Here is a 19,975-nt window from a genome sequence, read left to right on the forward strand (position 1 = left end):
GAACGGAACGCCCGGTGCGAGAGTCTTCATCAGAAGAACCTCAGACGTCGCCAGACGACTCAGACGACCCAAAATCCGCACGAAGCGAAACAGGAGTCCGTGCACGACATGAGTGACGAGCCGCAGCCGCAGCAGCCGCACCAGGGCTGGGCGCCGAGAGAGCCACAGGCGGCCGGCGAGGATCGGACGGACCGGACGGGCCAGGCAGACCAGGCAGGCAAGCCCGGGAAGCCGAAGCGGCCCAAGCGGCCCAAGCGCACCGGATGGCGCCGGCTGATCCCGACCTGGCGCATCGTGCTGAGCACCGTCGTCATCGGCCTCCTGCTGATCGTCGGCGGCTTCTTCCTCGGCTACCACCTCGTGCAGATCCCCGCCGCCAACGCGCTCGCCACCAAGCAGTCCAACGTCTACCTGTACGCCGACGGCAGCGTCCTCGCCCGCGACGGCGAGGTCAACCGGGAGAGCGTCGGCCTCGCCCGCATCTCCAAGGACGCCCAGCACGCCGTCCTGGCCGCCGAGGACCGCGACTTCTACACCGAGTCCGCCATCGACCCCGCAGCGATGCTCCGGGCCGGCTGGAACACCGCCACCGGCAAGGGCAAGCAGTCCGGCTCCACGATCACCCAGCAGTACGTGAAGAACTACTACCTGGCCCAGGACCAGACCATCACCCGCAAGGTGAAGGAGTTCTTCATCTCGATCAAGCTCGACCGCGAGACGAGCAAGAGCGAGATCCTCGAGGGCTACCTCAACACCAGCTTCTTCGGCCGCGGCGCCTACGGCATCCAGTCCGCCGCCCAGGCCTACTACGGCATCGACGCCAAGGACCTCAGCGCCGCCCAGGGCGCCTACCTCGCCTCCCTGCTCAACGCCCCCAGCCACTACGACGTCGTCGCCCACCCCGAGAACAAGCCCGCCGCCGTGGCCCGCTGGAACTACGTCATGAACGGCATGGTCGAGCAGGACTGGATCAGCCCCTCCGAACGCGCCGCCGCGAAGTTCCCCAAGCCCAAGCAGTCCACCATCTCCACCAACATGTCCGGACAGCGCGGCTACGTCGTCAACATCGTCAAGAAGTACCTGATCGAGCACGGCATCGTCGACGAGGAAGAACTCGACCGCGGCGGCTACCGCATCACCACCACCCTCCAGAAGGACAAGCAGGACGCCTTCGTCAAAGCCGTCGACGACAAGCTGATGTCCCAGCTCGACAAGAAGGAACGCAAGGTCGACACCTACGTCCGCGCCGGCGGCGCCTCCGTCGAACCGAAGACCGGCAAGGTCGTCGCGATGTACAACGGCATCGACTACGTCAAGCAGTACACACCCAACGCCGTCCGCCGCGACTTCCAGGTCGGCTCCACCTTCAAGCCCTTCGTCTTCGCATCCGCCGTCGAGAACCACTCCGAGACGCAGGACGGCCGCACGATCAACCCCAACACACGCTACGACGGCACCAGCGAACGCCCCGTCCAGGGCTGGAGCGGCGGCCGCTACGCCCCCGAGAACGAGGACCACCGCGACTACGGCAACGTCACCGTCCGCGAGGCCACCGACAAGTCCATCAACGCCGTGTACGCCCAGATGGCCGTGGACGTCGGCTCCGACAAGGTCATGCAGACCGCCATCGACCTCGGGCTCTCCAAGAACACCCCGGAACTGACCCCCTCCCCCTCCATCGCCCTCGGCGTCGCCACCGCAAGCCCCCTCGACATGGCACAGGCGTACGCGACCATCGCCAACCACGGCAGGCACGGCACGTACACCCTGGTCGAGAAGGTCATGAAGGACGGCAAGCACGAGGTCGAGCTGCCCGAGCGGCGCGAGCACCAGGCCGTCAGCCGCGAGTCCGCCGACACCACCACCTCCGTCCTGCGCAGTGTCGTCCAGAACGGCACCGCCACCGCCGCCCAGGCCGCCGGCCGCCCCGCCGCCGCCAAGACCGGCACCGCCGAGGAGGACACGGCCGCCTGGTTCGCCGGCTACACCCCCGAACTGTCCACCGTCGTCGCCGTCATGGGCCAGGACCCGAAAACCGCCGCCCACAAGCCCCTGTACGGCGCCATGGGCCTGGCCCGCGTCAACGGCGGCGGCGCCCCCGCCGAAATCTGGAGCCAGTACACCCGCAACGCCCTCAAGGGCGAACCCGTCACCGACTTCGACCTCCGGCTCCAGGACGGCGCCGACGTCACCGCGCCCCCGTCCGCCGACTCCTCCGACGAACCCGGCAGCGGCGACGAGAGCGGCAGCGGCGACCCGGACGACGAGTCCACCGGCGACGAGGACGACGGCTCCGGCACCGAAACCCCGGGCGGTGGCGACAGCGACAGCACCCCGCCCGGCGACTCCGGCGGCAACGACACCGGCCCCCCGTCGACCGGCGGCGGCACCCCCACCACCGGCGGCGCCAGCACCGAACCCGGCCCCACGGGCGGCGGCGGCTCGCCGGACGGCGGCACCACCGAGGGCGGCGGGGACAACAGCGGAGCGGGCGGCGGCGACTCGGACACCGCGGGCACGGTCGCCGGCATCCCCATCACACCCCGGCGTCAGTGACCCGAGGTCGCCTTCAGCCCCACCACGGCGACCAGCAGCAGACAGATGAAGAAGATCCGGGCGGCGGTCATCGGCTCACCCAGCACCACCATGCCGAGCACCGCCGCCCCGGCCGCACCGATCCCCACCCACACGCCGTAGGCGGTACCGATGGGCAGCGTCCGCGCCGCGTACGACAGCAACATCATGCTCGCGACGATCCCGGCACCGGTGAACACACTCGGCCACAGCCGGGTGAAACCGTCGGTGTACTTCATCCCGATCGACCAGCCGACCTCGAGCAGACCGGCGACGACAAGCAGAACCCACGCCATGACAGGCACCTCCGTGAACGAACTGAACGGTGGTGCGTCGTCTTTTCCTTCAGCCCGGTACGGCGCGTCTCGTCGGGGTGCTTCCCAAGGTAGCAAAAACAGCAGAAAGGGGCTGGTGACACCGGTCACCAGCCCCTTCGCCCTACCGCTCTACAGATACAGCCCGGTGGAGTCCTCCGACCCCTCGAACCGGTCCGCGGCCACGGCGTGCAGATCGCGCTCGCGCATGAGCACGTAGCCCACGCCCCGCACCTCGACCTCCGCACGGTCCTCCGGGTCGTACAGCACCCGGTCGCCCGGCTCCACGGTCCGTACGTTCTGCCCGACCGCGACCACCTCGGCCCAGGCCAGCCGCTTGCCGACCGCCGCCGTGGCGGGGATCAGGATGCCGCCCCCCGAACGCCGCTCGCCCTCACCGGAGTCGTGCCGCACGAGTACACGGTCGTGCAGCATCCGGATGGGCAGCTTGTCGTCCTGGGAGACGTGCTCGTTTCTCTTGGCGCTCACGCCTCGAACCTACCTGCCCCGGCTCAGCGCCTGCGCCGCCGGGTACCGCCCAGGGCGAGCAGCCCCACGACCCCGACCACCACGAGCGCGACGGGCACGACCCGCTCCAACCGAGGCGCGCCCTCCTCGTCCACGAACTGCGACTTCACATCGCCGACCACCCGATTGGCCTGGACGTACGCCCGCCCAAGGGTGTGATCGACGCTGGAAGCGACCTTGGCCTTGGCATCGCCCACGATCGTCTTCGGGTGCACCCGCATCCCGATCTCGTCGAGCGTCTCGGCCAGCACCTCGCGACGGCGCTTGATGTCCGCCTCGATCTGCGCCGGGGTTCTGATGTCCGACGTGTCCGCCACCGTACGCCTCCGAAGTCTTCTGACACTGTCCCGGACAGTCTGTCAGCTCCGGGCCCCGCCGCACTGTCAGGACCCCCCGTTACTCTGACCCGATGAGCGAGCGACTCCAGCCCGGGGACCCGGCCCCCGCCTTCACCCTCCCGGACGCCGACGGCAACGAGGTGTCCCTGTCCGACCACAAGGGCCGCAAGGTCATCGTCTACTTCTACCCTGCCGCGCTTACCCCCGGCTGCACGAAGCAGGCCTGCGACTTCACCGACAACCTCGAGCTGCTGGCCGGCGCCGGGTACGACGTGATCGGCATCTCCCCCGACAAGCCGGAGAAGCTGGCCAAGTTCCGCGAGACCGAGTCCCTGAAGATCACCCTCCTCGCCGACCCCGACAAAGAGACCCTCGACGCGTACGGCGCCTTCGGCGAGAAGAAGAACTACGGCCGCACCTACATGGGCGTCATCCGCTCCACGATCGTCGTCGACGAACAGGGCAAGGTCGAACACGCCCTCTACAACGTCCGCGCCACGGGCCACGTAGCCAAGCTCATCAAGGACCTGGGCATCTGAACTGCCCTTGACGGGGCCCGTACCGGAAGCTTTCCGGTACGGGCCCTTCCGCATGCCGTGCGTGACGGTCCGATAACCGGTTCGTTACTCCGTACGAGGCCACGAACGCGTGGCCGGAACGGAGGGGGTTCGATGGGATCCAGCGCGTACAGCCGGGAGCGGCTGGAGGAGGCGGTCGCCGAAGCTCGAAACTGGGCCGATCTGATGAGGCGACTCGGCCTCAAGGTGAGCGGCGGCCAGCGAAGGGTGCTCCAGGAAAAGGTCAACGGATACGGGCTGGACACGAGCCACTTCGTCAAGCGCAGCCCTTGGCGCAAGTATCCCGACGCAGCCATCGCTGAGGCCGCCGCCTCGTCATCGTCCCTGCGGGAGGTGGCGCTGAAGCTGGGTGCGACCCCTGCCACCGGAACCCTGTCCCACATCCGACGCCGCATCGCCGCAGCGGGAATCGACGTCGGCCACTTCCCCGGCCTCCACCACGCCGAGGTGGACCTGCCTTTCACTACCGATGAACTTCGTATCGCGGCGGCAGCGGTGACCAGCGTGCGGGCCGTCGCGCGTGCGCTGGGCGTACCGGACGACAGCCGCTCGCGCGCCACACCGCGTCGCATGATGAGCGCCCAGGGCATCGACACGAGTCACTTCTCACACCGGCGCCTGCATATTCTCGAAGATCAGCTCCGCGATCTTGTGCCGTGTTGCACGAGCTACGCCGATGTCATGCGCAGCCTTGGGCTGGAGGTCTGTGACGTCAATCATCGCCGAGTCCGACGCGCGGTCGCGCGACTAGGCATCGACACCAGTCATTTCGAGCGCAGGTCCTGGGGGCGAGCCGAGCCGCCCGCCCCAGCATCTACTGCTCACCGAGTGCTGATCGTTCTCCCGTCTCACGTCGGCCGAACCAACAGGGCCCAACTGCACAGAGCTCTGGGTGAGATCGGGGTGCCATACTCCTGCGAGACCTGCGGCAGCACCGGCGAATGGCTCGGCCGGCGCATCACCCTTCAGATCGACCATGTCAATGGGAACTGGCGGGACAACCGTCGGGAGAACCTGCGGTACCTCTGTCCCAACTGCCACGCCCTGACGGAGACCTGGTGTCGCCGGAAAGGCGAGGCGCCCCTCGCAGGGTGACCCGCTCCCCCGTACACTGACTGCCACCGGTCGAGCACTGTGATCGGTTTTGAGCGGCCGTGTCGTAACTGGCAGCCGAGCGGCGTTTAGATCGCCGTGGGCGAAAGCCCGTGTGGGTTCGAATCCCACCGGCCGCACGGCAGAGGGGCCGTCCAATGGGCGGCCCCTTCCGTGGGGCCTCAGCCCAACAGCTCCCGTACCACCGGCACCAGTGCCCGGAACGCCTTCCCCCGGTGGCTGATCGCGTTTTTTTCCTCCGCCGTCAGTTCCGCGCAGGTCCGCGTCTCGCCCTCCGGCTGGAGGATCGGGTCGTAGCCGAAGCCGTTCGTGCCGGCCGGGGTGTGGCGGAGGGTGCCTCGGAGTTGGCCCTCGACCACGCGCTCCGTGCCGTCGGGCAGGGCCAGGGCTGCCGCGCAGGCGAAGTGGGCGGGGCGGTGTTCGTCGGCGATGTCGGCTAGCTGGGCGAGGAGGAGGTCGAGGTTGGCCTTGTCGTCGCCGTGGCGGCCGGCCCAGCGGGCGGAGAAGATGCCCGGCGCGCCGTTCAGGACGTCGACGCAGAGGCCGGAGTCGTCGGCGACGGCGGGGAGGCCGGTGGCCTGGGCGAGGGCGTGGGCCTTGAGCAGGGCGTTCTCGGCGAAGGTGACGCCGGTTTCCTTGACGTCGGGGATCTGCGGGTAGGCGTCCGCGCCGACGAGGTCGTGGGGCACGCCCGCGTCGGCGAGGATGGCGCGGAGTTCGGTGATCTTTCCGGCGTTGCGGGTGGCGAGGATCAGGCGGGTCATGGGGTCCAGTATCCCGGGCGCCCGCCAGTCCTCCGACACCCGCTCCCTACGGCGTGCAGACCTTCGTCAGTTCGCCGGCCGCGTCCGTCACCGGGCTGAGGTCGGGGGTCTCGTCGCCGTTCTCGACCGAGGTGCGGACGTTGTCGACGGCCTTGCCGAGGTCGTCGACCGCCTGGTTGACGTCGGCGTTGTCGGTCTGGTCGCCGATCTTGCCGAGGTTCTTGTCTATGGAGTCGAGGGACTCCTCCCACTGGGTGGGGTCGTCCGTGTTCTCCACGGCCTGCTGGAGTTCGGTGACGCTGTCGGCTATCGCGTCGGCCGTGCGCACGCAGTCGAGGGCCTTGTCGACGGCGTCGCAGCCGGTGGTGAGGCCGGCCGTCAGGGCGATGGTCGCGGCGGTGGCGACGGCGGTGGCGGTGCGGCGAAGGCGGCGGTGGCGGCTCGCGGCCATGGGTCTCGGTCCTCCCCTTGGGACAGGGCCGGGCGGCCCGTGTGCGGTGCGGCGTCGGGCGTACGGCTTGGACTGCCGTACGCCCGTGGTGTTGTACTGCTAGGGACGCGGTGGTGGGCGGCCGAGTTGCGTGTGCGGCCGCCTTTCCTTGAGGCGTCTTTGGCGCTTCCTTTACTCCCTTTACCTTTCGAGGACCGCGTCGAGCGCCTTGCGCTGGAGCTCGGCGAGTTCGGTGCAGCCGGCGGTGGCGAGGTCCAGCAGGACGTTCAGCTCGTCGCGGGCGAAGGGCTCGGCCTCGGCGGTGCCCTGGACCTCGACGAAGCGGCCGTCGCCGGTGCAGACGACGTTCATGTCGGTGTCGGCGCGGACGTCCTCCTCGTAGCACAGGTCGAGGAGCGGGGTGCCGTCGACGATGCCGACGGAGACGGCGGAGACGGTGCCGGTGAGCGGCTTGCGGCTGGGCTTGATCAGCTTCCTGGTGTGCTGGGCCCACATGACGGCGTCGGCCAGGGCGACATAGGCGCCGGTGATGGCGGCGGTGCGGGTGCCGCCGTCGGCCTGGAGGACGTCGCAGTCCAGGACGATGGTGTTCTCGCCGAGCGCCTTGTAGTCGATGACGGCGCGCAGGGAGCGGCCGATGAGGCGGCTGATCTCGTGGGTGCGGCCGCCGATGCGGCCCTTGACGGACTCGCGGTCGCCGCGGGTGTTGGTGGCGCGGGGGAGCATGGCGTATTCGGCGGTGACCCAGCCTTCGCCGCTGCCCTTGCGCCAGCGGGGGACGCCTTCGGTGACGGAGGCGTTGCAGAGGACTTTGGTGTCGCCGAAGGAGACGAGGACGGAGCCTTCGGCGTGCTTGCTCCAGCCGCGTTCGATGGTGACGGGGCGGAGCTGCTGGGGGGTGCGGCCGTCGATGCGTGACATGCGGATGAGCCTAGCGGCCCATGGGGAAGGGGCCTTCCCCGCTGTGGAAATCCGCGGTGGAGGCCCCTTGTCGATGAAGCGGTGAAACGGTGAGCCCGTTCGTTTACATCAGGTCTTCGATGTCCGCGGCGATCGGGTCGGCGTCGGTGCCGATGACGACCTGGATGGCGGTGCCCATCTTGACGACGCCGTGGGCGCCGGCGGCCTTGAGGGCGGCTTCGTCGACGAGCGCGGGGTCTTTGACCTCGGTGCGGAGTCGGGTGATGCAGCCTTCGATCTCGTCGATGTTGTCGATGCCGCCGAGGCCGGCGACGATCTTCTCAGCCTTGCTGGCCATGTTCCTTCTCCCTGGTCCGGACCGCTTTGTCGCAGTAACCCACAGTTGGCCCATCTTCGCGAGCCATCGTGCGGTGCGTACCGAATGATGGCGTCACGACGGCGGAGCCGCCCGTCGACTGGTCTACACCAGTGTACGGGTGGCCGGATGGCCGGATGGAGACCGGATGGAGACCGGATGAGTGCCGACAGCGCGGTCAGTCCCGCTCGCGTCCGCTGGAACAAGGCGTTCCAGGGCTTGCAGAAGATGGGTCGCAGTCTTCAGTTGCCCATCGCGGTCCTGCCCGCCGCGGGCATTCTCAACCGGCTGGGGCAGCCGGACGTGTTCGGGGACGACGGTCTTGGCTGGTCGAACGTCTCGAAGGTGATGACCGGCGCGGGGGGTGCGCTGCTGGACGGTTCGCTGGGGCTGCCGCTGCTGTTCTGTGTGGGCGTGGCCATCGGGATGGCGAAGAAGTCGGACGGTTCGACGGCGTTGGCGGCGGTGGCGGGGTTTCTCGTCTACTACAACGTGCTGCGGCAGTTCCCGGAGGACTGTCCGGAGGGTTCGCAGGTGGTGCCGCAGGTCGGCTGTCAGCCGGTCGACGGTTCGGCGGAGGCGACCGCGTTCGTCTTCCAGAATCCGGGGGTCTTCGGCGGGATCGTGATGGGGCTGCTGACGGCGTATTTCTGGCAGCGGTTCCATCGGACGAAGCTGGTGGACTGGCTGGGCTTCTTCAACGGGCGCCGGCTGGTGCCGATCATCATGGCGTTCGTGGCGATCGTGTTCGCGGCGCTGTGTCTGTGGGTGTGGCCGCCGATCGGTGACGCGCTGGAGAGTTTCAGCGACTGGCTGACCGGGATCGGCGCGTGGGGCGCGGGGGTGTTCGGGCTGGCGAACCGGGCGTTGCTGGTGATCGGTCTGCATCAGTTCCTGAACGTGCCGATGTGGTTCCAGTTCGGTTCGTACACGAAGCCGGACGGCACGGTGGTGCACGGTGACATCAACATGTTCCTGGCGGGTGATCCGAACGCGGGTCAGTTCACGTCGGGCTTCTTCCCGATCATGATGTTCGCGTTGCCGGCGGCGGCGCTGGCGATCACGCACTGCGCGAAGCCGCACCGGCGCAAGGAGGTCGGCGGTCTGATGCTGTCGGTGGCGCTGACGTCGTTCGTGACGGGGATCACGGAGCCGCTGGAGTACTCGTTCCTGTTCATCGCCCCGCTGCTGTACGCGGCGCACGCGGTGTTGACGGGGGTGTCGATGGCGGTGACGTGGGCGCTGGGTGTGAAGGACGGGTTCAGCTTCTCGGCGGGGCTGATCGACTACGTCATCAACTGGAACCTGGCGACGAAGCCGTGGCTGATCATTCCGATCGGGCTGTGTTTCGCGGTGGTGTACTACGTGGTTTTCCGGTTCGCGATCACGAAGTTCGATCTGAAGACTCCGGGGCGGGAGCCGGAGGACGAGGTGGAGGACGTCACCAAGGTGTAGCCCTCACGCACCGTCACGTACCGTCTCACGTACCCTTTGACCGTGGTCTTGCGAAGGCCCCCGGACTCTCCGTCCGGGGGCCTTCGGCGCGCCCTCGCGGGGGCGTGAGCTGGGGGTTTGATCGGGCACTGCGCGTAGCGCTCCGGTCGCGGAATCACGGGTTCCTTACGCGGCCTTCATCGTGCTAAAACAGGTCTACACCACTGAGTGGTGTAGACCACCACCCGATGGAGGAAGTATGAGCACCGCCACCGACAAGGCGGCCCCCGCAAAGAAGCGGGGATCTGGTCTTTTCCAGGGTTTGCAGAAGGTCGGCCGCAGCCTGCAGCTCCCGATCGCCGTTCTCCCGGCGGCGGGCATCATGGTCCGGCTCGGCCAGGACGACATCTTCGGCAAGGACGGCCTGGGCTGGGACAAGGTCGCCGCCGTCTTCAACAACGCGGGCGGTGCTCTCACCGGCTCGCTGCCGATCCTGTTCTGCATAGGCGTGGCCATCGGCTTCGCCAAGAAGGCCGATGGCTCGACCGCGCTGGCCGCGGTGGTCGGCTTCCTCGTCTACAGCAAGGTCCTGGAGGCCTTCCCGGTCACCGAGGCGGTGGTCCAGAAGGGCGAGGACGTCGCGGCGACGTACAACGACCCGGGTGTGCTCGGCGGCATCATCATGGGTCTGCTCGCCGCCGTCCTGTGGCAGCGGTTCCACCGGACCAGGCTGGTGGACTGGCTCGGCTTCTTCAACGGCCGTCGTCTGGTGCCGATCATCATGGCCTTCGTCGGCATCGTGGTGGGCGTGTTCTTCGGTCTGGTCTGGGAGCCCGTCGGCACCGGCATCTCCAACTTCGGTGAGTGGATGACCGGCCTCGGCTCCGGCGGCGCCGCCCTGTTCGGTGGCGTGAACCGCGCGCTGATCCCGGTCGGCATGCACCAGTTCGTGAACACCGTGGCCTGGTTCCAGCTCGGCGACTTCACCAACTCCGCCGGTGAGGTCGTGCACGGCGACATCACCCGCTTCCTGGCCGGTGACCCGTCCGCCGGCATCTTCCAGGCGGGCTTCTTCCCGATCATGATGTTCGGTCTGCCGGCCGCCGCCCTGGCGATGGCGCACACCGCCCGTCCCGAGCGCCGCAAGGCCGTCCTCGGCATGATGCTCTCCCTGGCCGCGACCTCGTTCGTCACCGGTGTGACCGAGCCGATCGAGTTCTCGTTCATGTTCATCGCACCGGTCCTGTACGTGCTGCACGCGGTGCTGACCGCCATCTCCATGGCGGTGACGTGGGGCCTGGGTGTGCACGCCGGCTTCAACTTCTCGGCCGGCGCCATCGACTACGTCCTGAACTGGCATCTGGCGACCAAGCCATGGCTGATCATTCCGATCGGTCTGGTGTTCGCGGCGATCTACTACGTGACGTTCCGCTTCGCGATCATCAAGTTCAACCTGATGACGCCGGGCCGCGAGCCCGAGGAAGAGGTCGAGGACCTCACCAAGGCGTGAGCCACCGCCGTACGGCATGACCGCCGTACGCATGACGGCCGTACGGCATGACGAGGGCCCCGGAACCGGGTAGCGGGTACTTGGTTCCGGGGCCCTCGTGCGTCCGGGTGCGGTCTAGATCTCGTACACCGCGCCCGCCGCGGCGACCTCCACCGCTCCGTCGTAGACCTCGCGCGCGTCGGCCAGGTTGACCTCGGGGTCGGTCCACGGGGGGATGTGGGTGAGCACCAGGCGCCGGGCGCCGGCGCGGGCGGCGCTCTCGCCGGCCTCGCGTCCGTTGAGGTGGAGGTCGGGGATGTTCTCCTTGCCGTGCGTGAAGGCGGCCTCGCACAGGAACAGGTCGGTGTCGCGGGCGAGTTCGTCCAGCACGGGGGTGACTCCCGTGTCGCCGGAGTACGTCAGTGAGCGGCCGCCGTGCTCGACGCGGACGCCGTAGGCCTCCACGGGGTGGGCGACCCGCTCGGTGTGCACGGTGAAGGGCCCGACCTCGAAGGTGGACGGCTTGACCGTGTGGAAGTCGAACACCTCGCTCATGGACGAGGCGGAGGGGGTGTCGGCGTAGGCGGTGGTGAGCCGGTGCTCGGTGCCCTCGGGTCCGTAGACCGGGAGGGGGGCGCAGCGGCCGCCGTCGTGCCGGTAGTAGCGCGCCACGAAGTAGGCGCACATGTCGATGCAGTGGTCGGCGTGCAGGTGGCTGAGGAAGATCGCGTCGAGGTCGTAGAGACCGCAGTGGCGCTGCAGCTCGCCGAGGGCACCGTTGCCCATGTCGAGGAGCAGCCGGAAGCCGTCGGCCTCGACGAGGTAGCTCGAGCAGGCCGATTCCGCGGACGGGAACGACCCCGAGCAGCCGACGACGGTGAGCTTCATGAAGCAGAAACCTCCGCTGGCGCGTGTGGGTAGACGGGGGTCGTGCGGTTCGTCGAGCGTAAGGCGCAAAACCTGTGGTCGCTCCTCCACCAGGGGCCGTTGTGGGCGAACTCACCTGCGGTGTCACCGGTTCGGCTGGAAGTGGGGCGCGCGGGGCCGCGGAAGGGGCGCGCAAGTGGTTGTGCGCGCCGGTACGGTCGTCGGTATGGACACGTCCTGGTGGCTCGCCTTCGCGGCGGTGGTGCTTCTCGCACTCGTCGCCACGGTCGTCGACGGCTGGGGCCGGGGGCGGCGACCTCCCCGGCCGGGCGGCAGCCGGCGTCCGCCGGGGCACCCCCGGGGGCCGAGGGTCCGGGTGGACCGGCCGCGGCCCGCGGAGATCTGGTGGGCGAACGTGCCGTACGAGGACTCGGGCGGGGCGAAGGACCGGCCGTGTCTGGTGATCTCGGTGCGCGGGCGGCGGGTACTGGTCGCGAAGATCACCACCCGGTACCGGGACGGGCGGGCCGGGGTGATCACGTTGCCGCCGGGCTCGGTCGGGGACGCGCGAGGGCGGACGAGCTACCTGGAGACCGAGGAGCTGCGGAGGGTGCCGGAGCGGGACTTCCGGCGCCGGGTGGGTGCGGTGGACCCGGCCCTGTGGGACCAGGTCCGCCGTCACCTCGCCGCCGAATGAGCCGAACGAGCCGAAAGAACCGGATGAGTCGAACGAGCCGTCAGGCCCAGAGCTGGCCCTGGAGGGTCTCGATGGCCTCTTCGGTGGTGGCCGCCGTGTAGACGCCGGTGGAGAGGTACTTCCAGCCGCCGTCGGCGACGACGAACGCGATGTCCGCGCTCTCGCCGGCCTTCACCGCCTTCTTGCCGACGCCGATCGCGGCGTGCAGCGCGGCGCCGGTGGAGACGCCCGCGAAGATGCCCTCCTGCTGGAGCAGCTCACGGGTGCGGGTGACGGCGTCGGCGGAGCCCACCGAGAAGCGGGTGGTGAGCACGGAGGCGTCGTACAGCTCGGGTACGAAGCCCTCGTCGAGGTTGCGCAGGCCGTACACCAGGTCGTCGTAGCGCGGTTCGGCGGCGACGATCTTCACGTCCGGCTTGTTCTCACGCAGGTAGCGGCCGACGCCCATGAGGGTGCCGGTGGTGCCGAGGCCGGCCACGAAGTGGGTGATGGAGGGGAGGTCGGCGAGGATCTCCGGGCCGGTGCCGGCGTAGTGGGCGCCCGCGTTGTCCGGGTTGCCGTACTGGTAGAGCATGACCCAGTCCGGGTGCTCGGCGGAGAGTTCCTTGGCGACCCGGACTGCGGTGTTGGAGCCGCCCGCGGCCGGGGAGGAGATGATCTCCGCGCCCCACATGGCGAGCAGGTCCCGGCGCTCGCGCGAGGTGTTCTCGGGCATCACGCAGACGATTCGGTAGCCCTTGAGCCGGGCGGCCATGGCCAGGGAGATGCCGGTGTTGCCGCTGGTCGGCTCCAGGATCGTGCAGCCCTTGGTGAGGCGGCCGTCCTTCTCGGCCTGCTCGATCATGTGGAGCGCGGGGCGGTCCTTGATCGAGCCGGTCGGGTTGCGGTCCTCCAGCTTGGCCCAGATGCGGACGTCGTCGGACGGCGAGAGCCGCGGCAGGCGCACCAGAGGGGTGTTGCCCACCGCGGCCAGCGGGGAGTCGTAGCGCATCGCCGATCAGGCCATACCGCCGGCCACGGCCGGCAGGATCGTGATGCTGTCGCCGTCGGTGAGCTTGGTGTCGATGCCGTCGAGGAAGCGGACGTCCTCGTCGTTCAGGTAGACGTTGACGAAGCGGCGCAGTTGCTCGCCGTTCTCCTGGTCGATGATGCGGGCCTGGATGCCCGTGTGCCGGGTCTCGAGGTCGGCGAAGAGCTTGGCGAGGGTGTCCCCGTTGCCCTCCACCGCCTTCTGGCCGTCGGTGTACTGGCGGAGGATGGTCGGGATGCGGACCTCGATGGCCATGGCTGAGGGCTCCTGTCGGAAGTTTGTCGTGGGTGGTGAGGGCGCACGGCGGCGCACGTCGGCACGCCGCGGCTCACGGCCGTACGGCACCGCTCACGGCCGTACGGCGGCGGAAGATCAACAGATGGCGCTTTTCAGCCTGCACAGGTCGACGTGCAGGCGCGCCACGAGCAGCGTGCCCGGCGCCTTTTCGCTCACGTCGAGAAGAACCATGGGCTCATCGTATCGATTCCCGGTCCGGCTTCCGGAGTGTGATCTCACCTGATGGACTCGTTCCGTCCGCTGTGCGAGATCGGGTGAGGTCGGGCGAGATCAGTACGCCTCGACGACCTTGACCTCCTCCTCCGTGACCTCGCCCTCCAGGATGCGGAACGACCGGAACTGGAAGTCGCCGACGCCGTCGGTGTCGGCGGTGGAGACGAGGACGTAGTGGGCGCCGGGCTCGTTGGCGTAGGTGATGTCGGTGCGGGAGGGGTGGGCCTCGGTGGCGGTGTGGGAGTGGTAGATGACCGCCGGCTCCTCGTCGCGGTCGTCCATCTCGCGGTAGAGCTTGAGGAGGTCCTGCGAGTCGAACTCGTAGAAGGTGGGCGAGCGGGCGGCGTTGAGCATGGGGACGAACCGCTCGGGGCGGCCCTCGCCCACGGGACCGGCCACCACGCCGCACGCCTCGTCGGGGTGGTCCTCGCGCGCGTGGGCGACGATCTGGTCGTACAGGGCCTGGGTGATGGTCAGCATGCGGCCAGGATAAGCAGAGGGACCGGACCGTACCGGTGGGTGGTACGGGCCGGTCCACATGCCGGACGTCCGTCGGGCATCGCCCGCCGGCGGTGTCAGCCGATCTTCTCGAACTCCGGCTCGCCGGGCCGCTCGGTGATCTGCGGGTTGCGGCTCTTGAGCACCGCCCAGCCGATGCCGAGGGCGGCGGCCCAGCCGGCCATCACGTACAGACAGACGCGGGCGTCGGCGTCGTAGGCGATCAGGCAGGTGACGAAGAGCAGGAAGGCGATGGCGATGTAGGAGCACACGGAGCCGCCCGGCGCCGGGAAGGAGGAGGCGGGCAGGCGGCCCGCGACGACCTTGCGGCGGTAGCGGACGTGGCTGATCAGGATCATCAGCCAGGTCCAGATGCCGGCGGCGGTGGCGACGGAGGTGACGTAGCCGAAGGCCTTCTCCGGGACGAGGTAGTTCAGGACCACGCCGATGGCCATGAAGACGACCGAGACGCCGATGCCGATGGCCGGGGTCTTCGTCGAGGACAGCTTGTTGAAGACCCTGGGAGCCTCGCCGTTGTCCGCGAGGGTGCGCAGCATGCGGCCCGTGGAGTACATGCCGGAGTTGCAGGACGACAGGGCGGCGGTGAGCACGACGAAGTTGACGATGCCGGCGCCGGCCGGGATGCCGATGACGGTGAAGGCCTCCACGAAGGGGCTGACGCCCTCGGCGAACTCGGTCCACTTGACCACCGCCAGGATGACGGTCAGGGCGCCGACGTAGAAGAGGGCGATGCGCCAGGGCAGGGTGTTGATGGCCTTGGGGAGGGTCTTCTCCGGGTTCTCCGACTCACCGGCGGTGACGCCGACCAGCTCGACGGCGAGGTAGGCGAACATGACGCCCTGGAGGGTCATCAGGGACGAGCCGATGCCCTTGGGGAAGAAGCCGTCGAACTCCCACAGGTTGGAGACGGCGGCGGTGTCCCCGGCCTGGCTGAAGCCGAGGGTGAGCACGCCGACGCCGATCACGATCATGCCGATGATGGCGGTGACCTTGACCATCGAGAACCAGAACTCGATCTCGCCGAACAGCTTCACCGAGATCAGGTTGGCGACGAACAGCAGGACCAGGAAGACCAGGGCGGAGACCCACTGCGGGATGTCCGGGAACCAGTAGTGGATGTAGATGGCGGCGGCGGTCAGCTCCGCCATGCCGGTGACCACCCACATCAGCCAGTACGTCCAGCCGGTGAAGTAGCCGAAGAAGGGGCCGAGGAATTCACGTGAGTACTCGGCGAACGAGCCGGAGACGGGACGGTAGAGGAGCAGTTCGCCGAGCGCCCGCATGATGAAGAAGATGATCACGCCGGCGAGGGCGTACATGAGGATGATGCTGGGGCCGGCCTTGGCGATGTTGGCCCCGGCGCCCAGGAAGAGACCGACGCCGATGGCGCCGCCGATCGCGATCATCTGGACCTGGCGGCTGTTGAGGCCGCGCTCGTAGCCCTCCTCGGGGGCCTTGTCCGTGTCGTCCGTGTCGACCTGCGCTGAGGTCATGTGTGGTGCGCCTTTCTCCATGCCGATCCGGGCCTTGACTCGGCCTCGGATCGGGTCTCGATCCCCCCGGATGATGGAGCTGAGCGGGCCTCACATCCCGCTCGGTGCCTGGCCGGCGGTCGGCCGGCTCGGTGGCGCACCCGGCCGAACATTCGGGTGGTGTTCGCCGGGCGGTCGAGAAGATTTACCACGACGACGGCGCTGATCACAGGGGTCGACTGTGACGTGTCCCACAGGGAGAAGCGGACAAAGGACACCCCGGCGGTGCAAAAAAGGGCGCGGCTTTGACGGGATCGTTATCCGGATTTGAGACTCCGCTGAGCGGACACCCAGCGTGACCGAATCACCGCGCTCGGGGCATAACGGCACGCGGCATCACGGCACCACAGCACTCAGGCCATGAGTGTCGCGACGAGTGACTCCTGGAGCCCGCCGAGCCACAGGTACGCCATCACCATCGGCTTGCGCGGGTCCTCGTCGGGGAGCCGGTAGAGCAGGTCCGTGTCGTCCTCGTCGGCGATCTCCAGCCGGGCGCCGATCGCCAGGCGCAGGTCGTTCAGGGCGCTCAGCCACTGCCGGGACTCCTGCGCCGACAGCTTCAGCACCGCCCCGTCCTCGCCGGCCGACCGGGAGGCGACGGCGTCCAGGCCGCGGATCACCGTGAGCGCGCTGTCCCGCTTGCCGGCGCGCAGGTCGTTCTCGGTGTAGCGGCGGAACTCCGCGGAGTGCGCCCGCTGCTCCTCGGCCTCCCGGGCCTGCGGGGTGCCCTCGGGGTCGCCGTAGGCGTCCGGGAACAGGCGGCGCAGCACCGGGTCGGAGGGGGGCTCGCTCGGGCCCTCGGCGAACAGCTCGGCGAGCGGGTCGTCGGAGGCGTCCTCGGCGGGTCCCGGGCCGATCAGCTCCAGGAGCTGCACGGCCAGGGAGCGGATGATGGAGATCTCGACGTCGTCGAGGGCGACGGCCGCGCCGCCGCCGGGGAGCGGTTCGAATTGTCCGGGCATGAAGGCGATTCAGCTCTTCCGTCCTGCGGGCGGGCGTGGGTCACCGGGCGTCCGTCACCGGCACGGGTCCCTGGGCGTGGTCATTTCCGGTCCTGCTGGAGGGTGGCCCACAGACCGTAGCCGTGCATGGCCTGTACGTCCCGTTCCATCTCCTCCCGGCTGCCGCTGGACACGACCGCCCGGCCCTTGTGATGGACGTCCATCATGAGCTTGGTGGCCTTGTCCTTGGAGTAGCCGAAGTACGACTGGAAGACGTACGTCACGTAGCTCATGAGGTTGACGGGATCGTTGTGAACGATCGTCAACCAGGGCACGTCGGGCTCGGGTACGGCGAAGACCTCCTCCGCCGGTTCGGTCTTCTCGATCTCCATGGGTGCGGCTGCCGTCACATGGCCCATGCTGCCACCACAGGGGGGCACCCGCACAAACGGGCCTGTGGCGGGCGCCACGCGAACAGGCGGACATCGAAATCGTCAGAGTGACGAAATGGGGGTACGATCCGTCGTATGAACACAGCGGACCTTGGGCTGCCGGTGGACGTTCCGTCGACGGCGCTCTTCACGGACCAGTACGAGCTGACCATGCTGCGGGCAGCCCTGAAGGCGGGCACGGCCGGGCGCCGGAGCGTGTTCGAGGTCTTCACCAGGCGGCTGCCGGACGGGCGCCGCTACGGCGTCGTGGCGGGCACCGGGCGGGTACTGGACGCGGTGGAGAACTTCCGCTTCGACGCGGACGTCCTGCGCTTTCTGCGCGAGAAGGACATCGTCGACGAGGAGACCCTGGACTGGCTCGCCCAGTACCGCTTCGGCGGCGACATCTGGGGCTACCCCGAGGGCGAGGTGTACTTCCCGGGCTCGCCGATCATGCGGGTCGAGGGGACCTTCGGCGAGTGCGTGCTGCTGGAGACGGTGATCCTGTCCATCCTCAACCACGACTCGGCGATCGCGGCCGCCGCCTCCCGGATGTCCTCCGCCGCCGGGGAGCGTCCGCTGATCGAGATGGGCGCCCGGCGCACCCACGAGCTGGCGGCCGTGGCCGCCGCCCGCTCCGCCTACGTCGGCGGCTTCGCCACCACCTCCGACCTGGCCGCGGGCTTCCGCTACAACATCCCCACCGTCGGCACCTCCGCCCACGCCTTCACCCTGCTGCACGACAACGAGCGCGACGCCTTCCGCGCCCAGGTCGACTCGCTCGGCCGGGACACCACACTCCTGGTGGACACCTACGACGTCGCCGAGGCCGTCCGTACGGCCGTGGAGATCGCCGGGCCCGAGCTGGGCGCCGTACGCATCGACTCCGGCGACCTGCTCCTCGTCGCCCACCGGGTGCGGCAGCAGCTCGACGAGCTGGGCGCCACCGGGACGAGGATCGTCGTGACCTCGGACCTGGACGAGTACGCCATCGCCTCGCTGGCGGCGGCGCCCGTGGACGCCTACGGGGTCGGCACCCAGCTAGTGACCGGGTCAGGGCACCCGACGGCGTCCATGGTCTACAAGCTGGTCGCGCGCGCCGAGTCCGGCGCGGACGGGGCGCCGCTGGTGCCGGTGGCCAAGAAGTCCACCGGCGGCAAGACGTCGATCGGGGGACGCAAGTGGGCCGCGCGGCGCCTGGACGCGGAGGGGTACGCGGAGGCCGAGGTGGTCGGCACCGGGCCGGTGCCCGACGCCCTCGCCGACCGGCAGCTTCTGGTCGAGCTGGTCAAGGGCGGCGAGGTGGTCGCCCGCGAGCCGCTGGACGCCGTCCGGGACCGGCACACGGCCGCCCGCGCCAACCTTCCGCTGTCCGCGACCCAGCTCTCCCGAGGGGAACCCGTCATTCCGACGGAGTACGCGCACGGGGGCTCGGGTAGCTAAAGCTGTGCGGCCCACAAGGCCGGAACCAGCCCCGCACCACCCGTCTCCACACCACCCCCCACCCCACCCCCGACCCAGTCGAAGGACACCGACCATGCGCCGCGCCTTGATCGTCGTAGACGTGCAGAACGACTTCTGCGAGGGAGGCAGCCTCGCGGTGTCCGGCGGTGCCGACGTGGCGGCCGCCATCACCGAGCTGATCGGGCAGGCGCCCGCCGGCTACCGCCACGTGGTGGCCACCCGCGACCACCACGTGGCGCCGGGCGGCCACTTCGCCGACAACCCCAACTACGCCCACTCCTGGCCGGCCCACTGTGTCGCCGGTACCGAGGGGGTCGGCTTCCACCCGAACTTCGCCCCCGTCGTCGCCTCCGGCGCGATAGACGCCGTCTTCGACAAGGGGGCGTACGCGGCCGCCTACAGCGGCTTCGAGGGCGCCGACGAGAACGGCACGACGCTCGCCGAGTGGCTGCGGTCCCGGGAGATCGACGAGGTCGACGTCGTGGGCATCGCCACCGACCACTGCGTCCGGGCCACCGCCCTGGACGCCGCCCGTGAGGGCTTTCGTACGCAGGTGCTGCTCGACCTGACCGCGGGGGTGGCCGCGCAGACCACCGAGCGGGCGCTGGAGGAGCTGCGGGAGGCGGGCGTGGAGCTGTCCGGGAAGCCGGTCGTCCAGTAGGGCCGGATCCTGCCGTCCCGATCGCCGTCCGGATCACCGACCCGGTCACCGGCCCGGTCACCGTTCCGGTCGCGGGCCCCGGCGGGCTCTACGTCTGAGGGGCGGCCGGGCGTCTGAGCAGGGCCCGGATCGGGTGCCACAGCTCCTGGACCAGGTCGGGGCCGCCCACGGCGCCGGCCACCGGTGCCGTACGCCATATCAGGCCGTCCGGGTGGTGCAGGACCGCGGTGACCTCGTCCGGGGTCGGCGGGGCCGCGTTGCCCCGCAGGTAGACGGCGCGCAGCCCCAGGTTGCGCAGCCTGGTCAGGGCGCGCGCCCGGTTCTGGGCGTGGACGAGAAAGCGCACTCCCCCGGCCTGCGGGCCGACGGGGCTCGGCAGGTTCAGTGCCACCACCACCGTGCCGTTCGGCAGCTTGCAGAAGCCTCCTGCGGCCATGCGGTCATACCCCCGAGTCAGCCTGCGT

24 protein-coding genes, 1 tRNA gene and 1 riboswitch are annotated in these 19,975 nt (G+C 69.2%); of the genes, 9 read left to right on the top strand and 16 right to left on the bottom strand.

Annotated elements, in window-relative coordinates; translation table 11 throughout:
• Window positions 1–108 precede the first annotated feature (108 nt).
• Entirely contained in the window at window positions 109–2,556 is a 2,448-nt protein-coding gene (locus tag KUM40_RS36265) for a transglycosylase domain-containing protein (RefSeq protein WP_217170572.1), read from the top strand.
• Here KUM40_RS36265 and KUM40_RS36270 read toward each other — a convergent pair.
• The 3 genes from KUM40_RS36270 to KUM40_RS36280 form a co-directional block, all read right to left on the bottom strand.
• Window positions 2,550–2,870 carry a multidrug efflux SMR transporter gene (locus KUM40_RS36270; RefSeq protein ID WP_217170573.1) on the bottom strand — a complete coding sequence of 107 codons (321 nt, stop codon included), beginning with the start codon at window positions 2,868–2,870 and terminating at the stop codon, window positions 2,550–2,552. The two genes, KUM40_RS36265 and KUM40_RS36270, sit on opposite strands and share 7 nt — an antisense overlap.
• Before the next feature lie 31 nt (window positions 2,871–2,901).
• Window positions 2,902–2,969, bottom strand: a riboswitch (guanidine-III (ykkC-III) riboswitch).
• 51 nt (window positions 2,970–3,020) lie between these two features.
• A complete protein-coding gene (locus KUM40_RS36275; protein WP_254396221.1) occupies window positions 3,021–3,323 on the bottom strand; it encodes a co-chaperone GroES in 303 nt (100 codons plus the stop codon).
• A 77-nt stretch (window positions 3,324–3,400) separates the two neighbouring features.
• The gene (locus KUM40_RS36280; protein WP_217170575.1) at window positions 3,401–3,733 is read right to left on the bottom strand and encodes a DUF3618 domain-containing protein; all 333 of its coding nucleotides are present in this window, start codon (window positions 3,731–3,733) and stop codon (window positions 3,401–3,403) included.
• 92 nt (window positions 3,734–3,825) lie between these two features.
• Here KUM40_RS36280 and bcp point away from each other — a divergent pair, with 92 nt between their 5' ends.
• The 3 genes from bcp to KUM40_RS36295 all read left to right on the top strand — a co-directional run bounded on the left by bcp (window position 3,826) and on the right by KUM40_RS36295 (window position 5,564).
• Entirely contained in the window at window positions 3,826–4,293 is a 468-nt protein-coding gene (gene bcp / locus KUM40_RS36285) for a thioredoxin-dependent thiol peroxidase (RefSeq protein WP_217170576.1), read from the top strand.
• 132 nt (window positions 4,294–4,425) lie between these two features.
• A complete protein-coding gene (locus KUM40_RS36290; protein WP_217170577.1) occupies window positions 4,426–5,427 on the top strand; it encodes an HNH endonuclease in 1,002 nt (333 codons plus the stop codon).
• Between the two features lie 53 nt (window positions 5,428–5,480).
• Window positions 5,481–5,564, top strand: a tRNA-Leu gene (locus KUM40_RS36295).
• Window positions 5,565–5,606: 42 nt separating this feature from the next.
• Here KUM40_RS36295 and rdgB read toward each other — a convergent pair.
• From rdgB to KUM40_RS36315, 4 genes are all read right to left on the bottom strand, one after another.
• A complete protein-coding gene (gene rdgB, locus KUM40_RS36300) occupies window positions 5,607–6,209 on the bottom strand; it encodes an RdgB/HAM1 family non-canonical purine NTP pyrophosphatase (RefSeq protein WP_217170578.1) in 603 nt (200 codons plus the stop codon).
• 46 nt (window positions 6,210–6,255) lie between these two features.
• Entirely contained in the window at window positions 6,256–6,660 is a 405-nt protein-coding gene (locus tag KUM40_RS36305; protein ID WP_217170579.1) for a hypothetical protein, read from the bottom strand.
• Window positions 6,661–6,840: 180 nt separating this feature from the next.
• Window positions 6,841–7,581, bottom strand: a complete 741-nt coding sequence (gene rph / locus KUM40_RS36310) for a ribonuclease PH (RefSeq protein ID WP_217170580.1) — start codon at window positions 7,579–7,581, stop codon at window positions 6,841–6,843.
• Window positions 7,582–7,684: 103 nt separating this feature from the next.
• Window positions 7,685–7,918: a glucose PTS transporter subunit EIIB gene (locus KUM40_RS36315; protein WP_217170581.1), complete on the bottom strand. Its 234-nt coding sequence runs from the start codon at window positions 7,916–7,918 to the stop codon at window positions 7,685–7,687.
• Window positions 7,919–8,095: 177 nt separating this feature from the next.
• Here KUM40_RS36315 and KUM40_RS36320 point away from each other — a divergent pair, with 177 nt between their 5' ends.
• Window positions 8,096–9,391, top strand: coding sequence for a PTS transporter subunit EIIC (locus KUM40_RS36320; RefSeq protein WP_217170657.1), 1,296 nt, complete (start codon window positions 8,096–8,098; stop codon window positions 9,389–9,391).
• 238 nt (window positions 9,392–9,629) lie between these two features.
• Entirely contained in the window at window positions 9,630–10,880 is a 1,251-nt protein-coding gene (locus KUM40_RS36325; protein WP_217170582.1) for a PTS transporter subunit EIIC, read from the top strand.
• A gap of 114 nt (window positions 10,881–10,994) precedes the next feature.
• On the opposite strand, the gene KUM40_RS36330 is transcribed toward KUM40_RS36325, so the two are convergent.
• Window positions 10,995–11,747, bottom strand: coding sequence for an MBL fold metallo-hydrolase (locus tag KUM40_RS36330; RefSeq protein ID WP_217170583.1), 753 nt, complete (start codon window positions 11,745–11,747; stop codon window positions 10,995–10,997).
• 205 nt (window positions 11,748–11,952) lie between these two features.
• Between KUM40_RS36330 and KUM40_RS36335 the strand changes: the two genes are divergently transcribed.
• Window positions 11,953–12,423 (top strand): type II toxin-antitoxin system PemK/MazF family toxin, encoded by a 471-nt coding sequence (locus KUM40_RS36335; RefSeq protein ID WP_217170584.1) that lies wholly within the window; start codon window positions 11,953–11,955, stop codon window positions 12,421–12,423.
• Window positions 12,424–12,463: 40 nt separating this feature from the next.
• On the opposite strand, the gene KUM40_RS36340 is transcribed toward KUM40_RS36335, so the two are convergent.
• The 7 genes from KUM40_RS36340 to clpS all read right to left on the bottom strand — a co-directional run bounded on the left by KUM40_RS36340 (window position 12,464) and on the right by clpS (window position 17,374).
• On the bottom strand, window positions 12,464–13,414 hold the full coding sequence (locus tag KUM40_RS36340; RefSeq protein WP_217170585.1) for a PLP-dependent cysteine synthase family protein: 951 nt from the start codon (window positions 13,412–13,414) through the stop codon (window positions 12,464–12,466).
• Window positions 13,415–13,420: 6 nt separating this feature from the next.
• Complete coding sequence (locus KUM40_RS36345; protein ID WP_217170586.1) at window positions 13,421–13,708, bottom strand: MoaD/ThiS family protein; 288 nt, start codon at window positions 13,706–13,708, stop codon at window positions 13,421–13,423.
• 117 nt (window positions 13,709–13,825) lie between these two features.
• Complete coding sequence (locus KUM40_RS42770) at window positions 13,826–13,921, bottom strand: putative leader peptide (protein WP_309546867.1); 96 nt, start codon at window positions 13,919–13,921, stop codon at window positions 13,826–13,828.
• Between the two features lie 99 nt (window positions 13,922–14,020).
• A complete protein-coding gene (locus tag KUM40_RS36350) occupies window positions 14,021–14,443 on the bottom strand; it encodes a Mov34/MPN/PAD-1 family protein (RefSeq protein WP_217170587.1) in 423 nt (140 codons plus the stop codon).
• A 95-nt stretch (window positions 14,444–14,538) separates the two neighbouring features.
• Window positions 14,539–15,975 carry an amino acid permease gene (locus tag KUM40_RS36355; RefSeq protein ID WP_217170588.1) on the bottom strand — a complete coding sequence of 479 codons (1,437 nt, stop codon included), beginning with the start codon at window positions 15,973–15,975 and terminating at the stop codon, window positions 14,539–14,541.
• A 392-nt stretch (window positions 15,976–16,367) separates the two neighbouring features.
• Window positions 16,368–16,976: a DUF2017 domain-containing protein gene (locus KUM40_RS36360; protein ID WP_217170589.1), complete on the bottom strand. Its 609-nt coding sequence runs from the start codon at window positions 16,974–16,976 to the stop codon at window positions 16,368–16,370.
• An 80-nt stretch (window positions 16,977–17,056) separates the two neighbouring features.
• Window positions 17,057–17,374 (bottom strand): ATP-dependent Clp protease adapter ClpS, encoded by a 318-nt coding sequence (gene clpS / locus KUM40_RS36365; protein ID WP_217170590.1) that lies wholly within the window; start codon window positions 17,372–17,374, stop codon window positions 17,057–17,059.
• Between the two features lie 108 nt (window positions 17,375–17,482).
• On the opposite strand from clpS, the gene KUM40_RS36370 reads away from it, so the two are divergent.
• Window positions 17,483–18,829 carry a nicotinate phosphoribosyltransferase gene (locus KUM40_RS36370; protein ID WP_217170591.1) on the top strand — a complete coding sequence of 449 codons (1,347 nt, stop codon included), beginning with the start codon at window positions 17,483–17,485 and terminating at the stop codon, window positions 18,827–18,829.
• A 94-nt stretch (window positions 18,830–18,923) separates the two neighbouring features.
• Window positions 18,924–19,511 (top strand): nicotinamidase, encoded by a 588-nt coding sequence (locus tag KUM40_RS36375; RefSeq protein ID WP_217170592.1) that lies wholly within the window; start codon window positions 18,924–18,926, stop codon window positions 19,509–19,511.
• 88 nt (window positions 19,512–19,599) lie between these two features.
• Here the strand turns inward: KUM40_RS36375 and KUM40_RS36380 are convergent, their stop codons facing one another.
• Window positions 19,600–19,947 carry a hypothetical protein gene (locus tag KUM40_RS36380; RefSeq protein ID WP_217170593.1) on the bottom strand — a complete coding sequence of 116 codons (348 nt, stop codon included), beginning with the start codon at window positions 19,945–19,947 and terminating at the stop codon, window positions 19,600–19,602.
• Window positions 19,948–19,975 lie beyond the last annotated feature (28 nt).

The organism is Streptomyces sp. AC512_CC834 (genome assembly GCF_019049325.1).
In the GTDB taxonomy this organism is placed as follows: Bacteria; Actinomycetota; Actinomycetes; order Streptomycetales; family Streptomycetaceae; genus Streptomyces.

Coding starts and splice junctions, on each gene's coding strand:
- KUM40_RS36275 (WP_254396221.1), bottom strand. CDS start 3,323: ATGCTGCACGACCGTGTACTCGTGCGGCACGACTCCGGTGAGGGCGAG.
- KUM40_RS36375 (WP_217170592.1), top strand. CDS start 18,924: ATGCGCCGCGCCTTGATCGTCGTAGACGTGCAGAACGACTTCTGCGAG.
- KUM40_RS36290 (WP_217170577.1), top strand. CDS start 4,426: ATGGGATCCAGCGCGTACAGCCGGGAGCGGCTGGAGGAGGCGGTCGCC.
- KUM40_RS36355 (WP_217170588.1), bottom strand. CDS start 15,975: ATGACCTCAGCGCAGGTCGACACGGACGACACGGACAAGGCCCCCGAG.
- KUM40_RS42770 (WP_309546867.1), bottom strand. CDS start 13,921: ATGGTTCTTCTCGACGTGAGCGAAAAGGCGCCGGGCACGCTGCTCGTG.
- KUM40_RS36265 (WP_217170572.1), top strand. CDS start 109: ATGAGTGACGAGCCGCAGCCGCAGCAGCCGCACCAGGGCTGGGCGCCG.
- rdgB (WP_217170578.1), bottom strand. CDS start 6,209: ATGACCCGCCTGATCCTCGCCACCCGCAACGCCGGAAAGATCACCGAA.
- KUM40_RS36305 (WP_217170579.1), bottom strand. CDS start 6,660: ATGGCCGCGAGCCGCCACCGCCGCCTTCGCCGCACCGCCACCGCCGTC.
- KUM40_RS36340 (WP_217170585.1), bottom strand. CDS start 13,414: ATGCGCTACGACTCCCCGCTGGCCGCGGTGGGCAACACCCCTCTGGTG.
- bcp (WP_217170576.1), top strand. CDS start 3,826: ATGAGCGAGCGACTCCAGCCCGGGGACCCGGCCCCCGCCTTCACCCTC.
- KUM40_RS36320 (WP_217170657.1), top strand. CDS start 8,096: ATGAGTGCCGACAGCGCGGTCAGTCCCGCTCGCGTCCGCTGGAACAAG.
- KUM40_RS36325 (WP_217170582.1), top strand. CDS start 9,630: ATGAGCACCGCCACCGACAAGGCGGCCCCCGCAAAGAAGCGGGGATCT.
- KUM40_RS36380 (WP_217170593.1), bottom strand. CDS start 19,947: ATGGCCGCAGGAGGCTTCTGCAAGCTGCCGAACGGCACGGTGGTGGTG.
- clpS (WP_217170590.1), bottom strand. CDS start 17,374: ATGGGCCATGTGACGGCAGCCGCACCCATGGAGATCGAGAAGACCGAA.
- KUM40_RS36345 (WP_217170586.1), bottom strand. CDS start 13,708: ATGGCCATCGAGGTCCGCATCCCGACCATCCTCCGCCAGTACACCGAC.
- KUM40_RS36350 (WP_217170587.1), bottom strand. CDS start 14,443: ATGCTGACCATCACCCAGGCCCTGTACGACCAGATCGTCGCCCACGCG.
- KUM40_RS36270 (WP_217170573.1), bottom strand. CDS start 2,870: ATGGCGTGGGTTCTGCTTGTCGTCGCCGGTCTGCTCGAGGTCGGCTGG.
- KUM40_RS36335 (WP_217170584.1), top strand. CDS start 11,953: ATGGACACGTCCTGGTGGCTCGCCTTCGCGGCGGTGGTGCTTCTCGCA.
- KUM40_RS36330 (WP_217170583.1), bottom strand. CDS start 11,747: ATGAAGCTCACCGTCGTCGGCTGCTCGGGGTCGTTCCCGTCCGCGGAA.
- rph (WP_217170580.1), bottom strand. CDS start 7,581: ATGTCACGCATCGACGGCCGCACCCCCCAGCAGCTCCGCCCCGTCACC.
- KUM40_RS36370 (WP_217170591.1), top strand. CDS start 17,483: ATGAACACAGCGGACCTTGGGCTGCCGGTGGACGTTCCGTCGACGGCG.
- KUM40_RS36360 (WP_217170589.1), bottom strand. CDS start 16,976: ATGCCCGGACAATTCGAACCGCTCCCCGGCGGCGGCGCGGCCGTCGCC.
- KUM40_RS36315 (WP_217170581.1), bottom strand. CDS start 7,918: ATGGCCAGCAAGGCTGAGAAGATCGTCGCCGGCCTCGGCGGCATCGAC.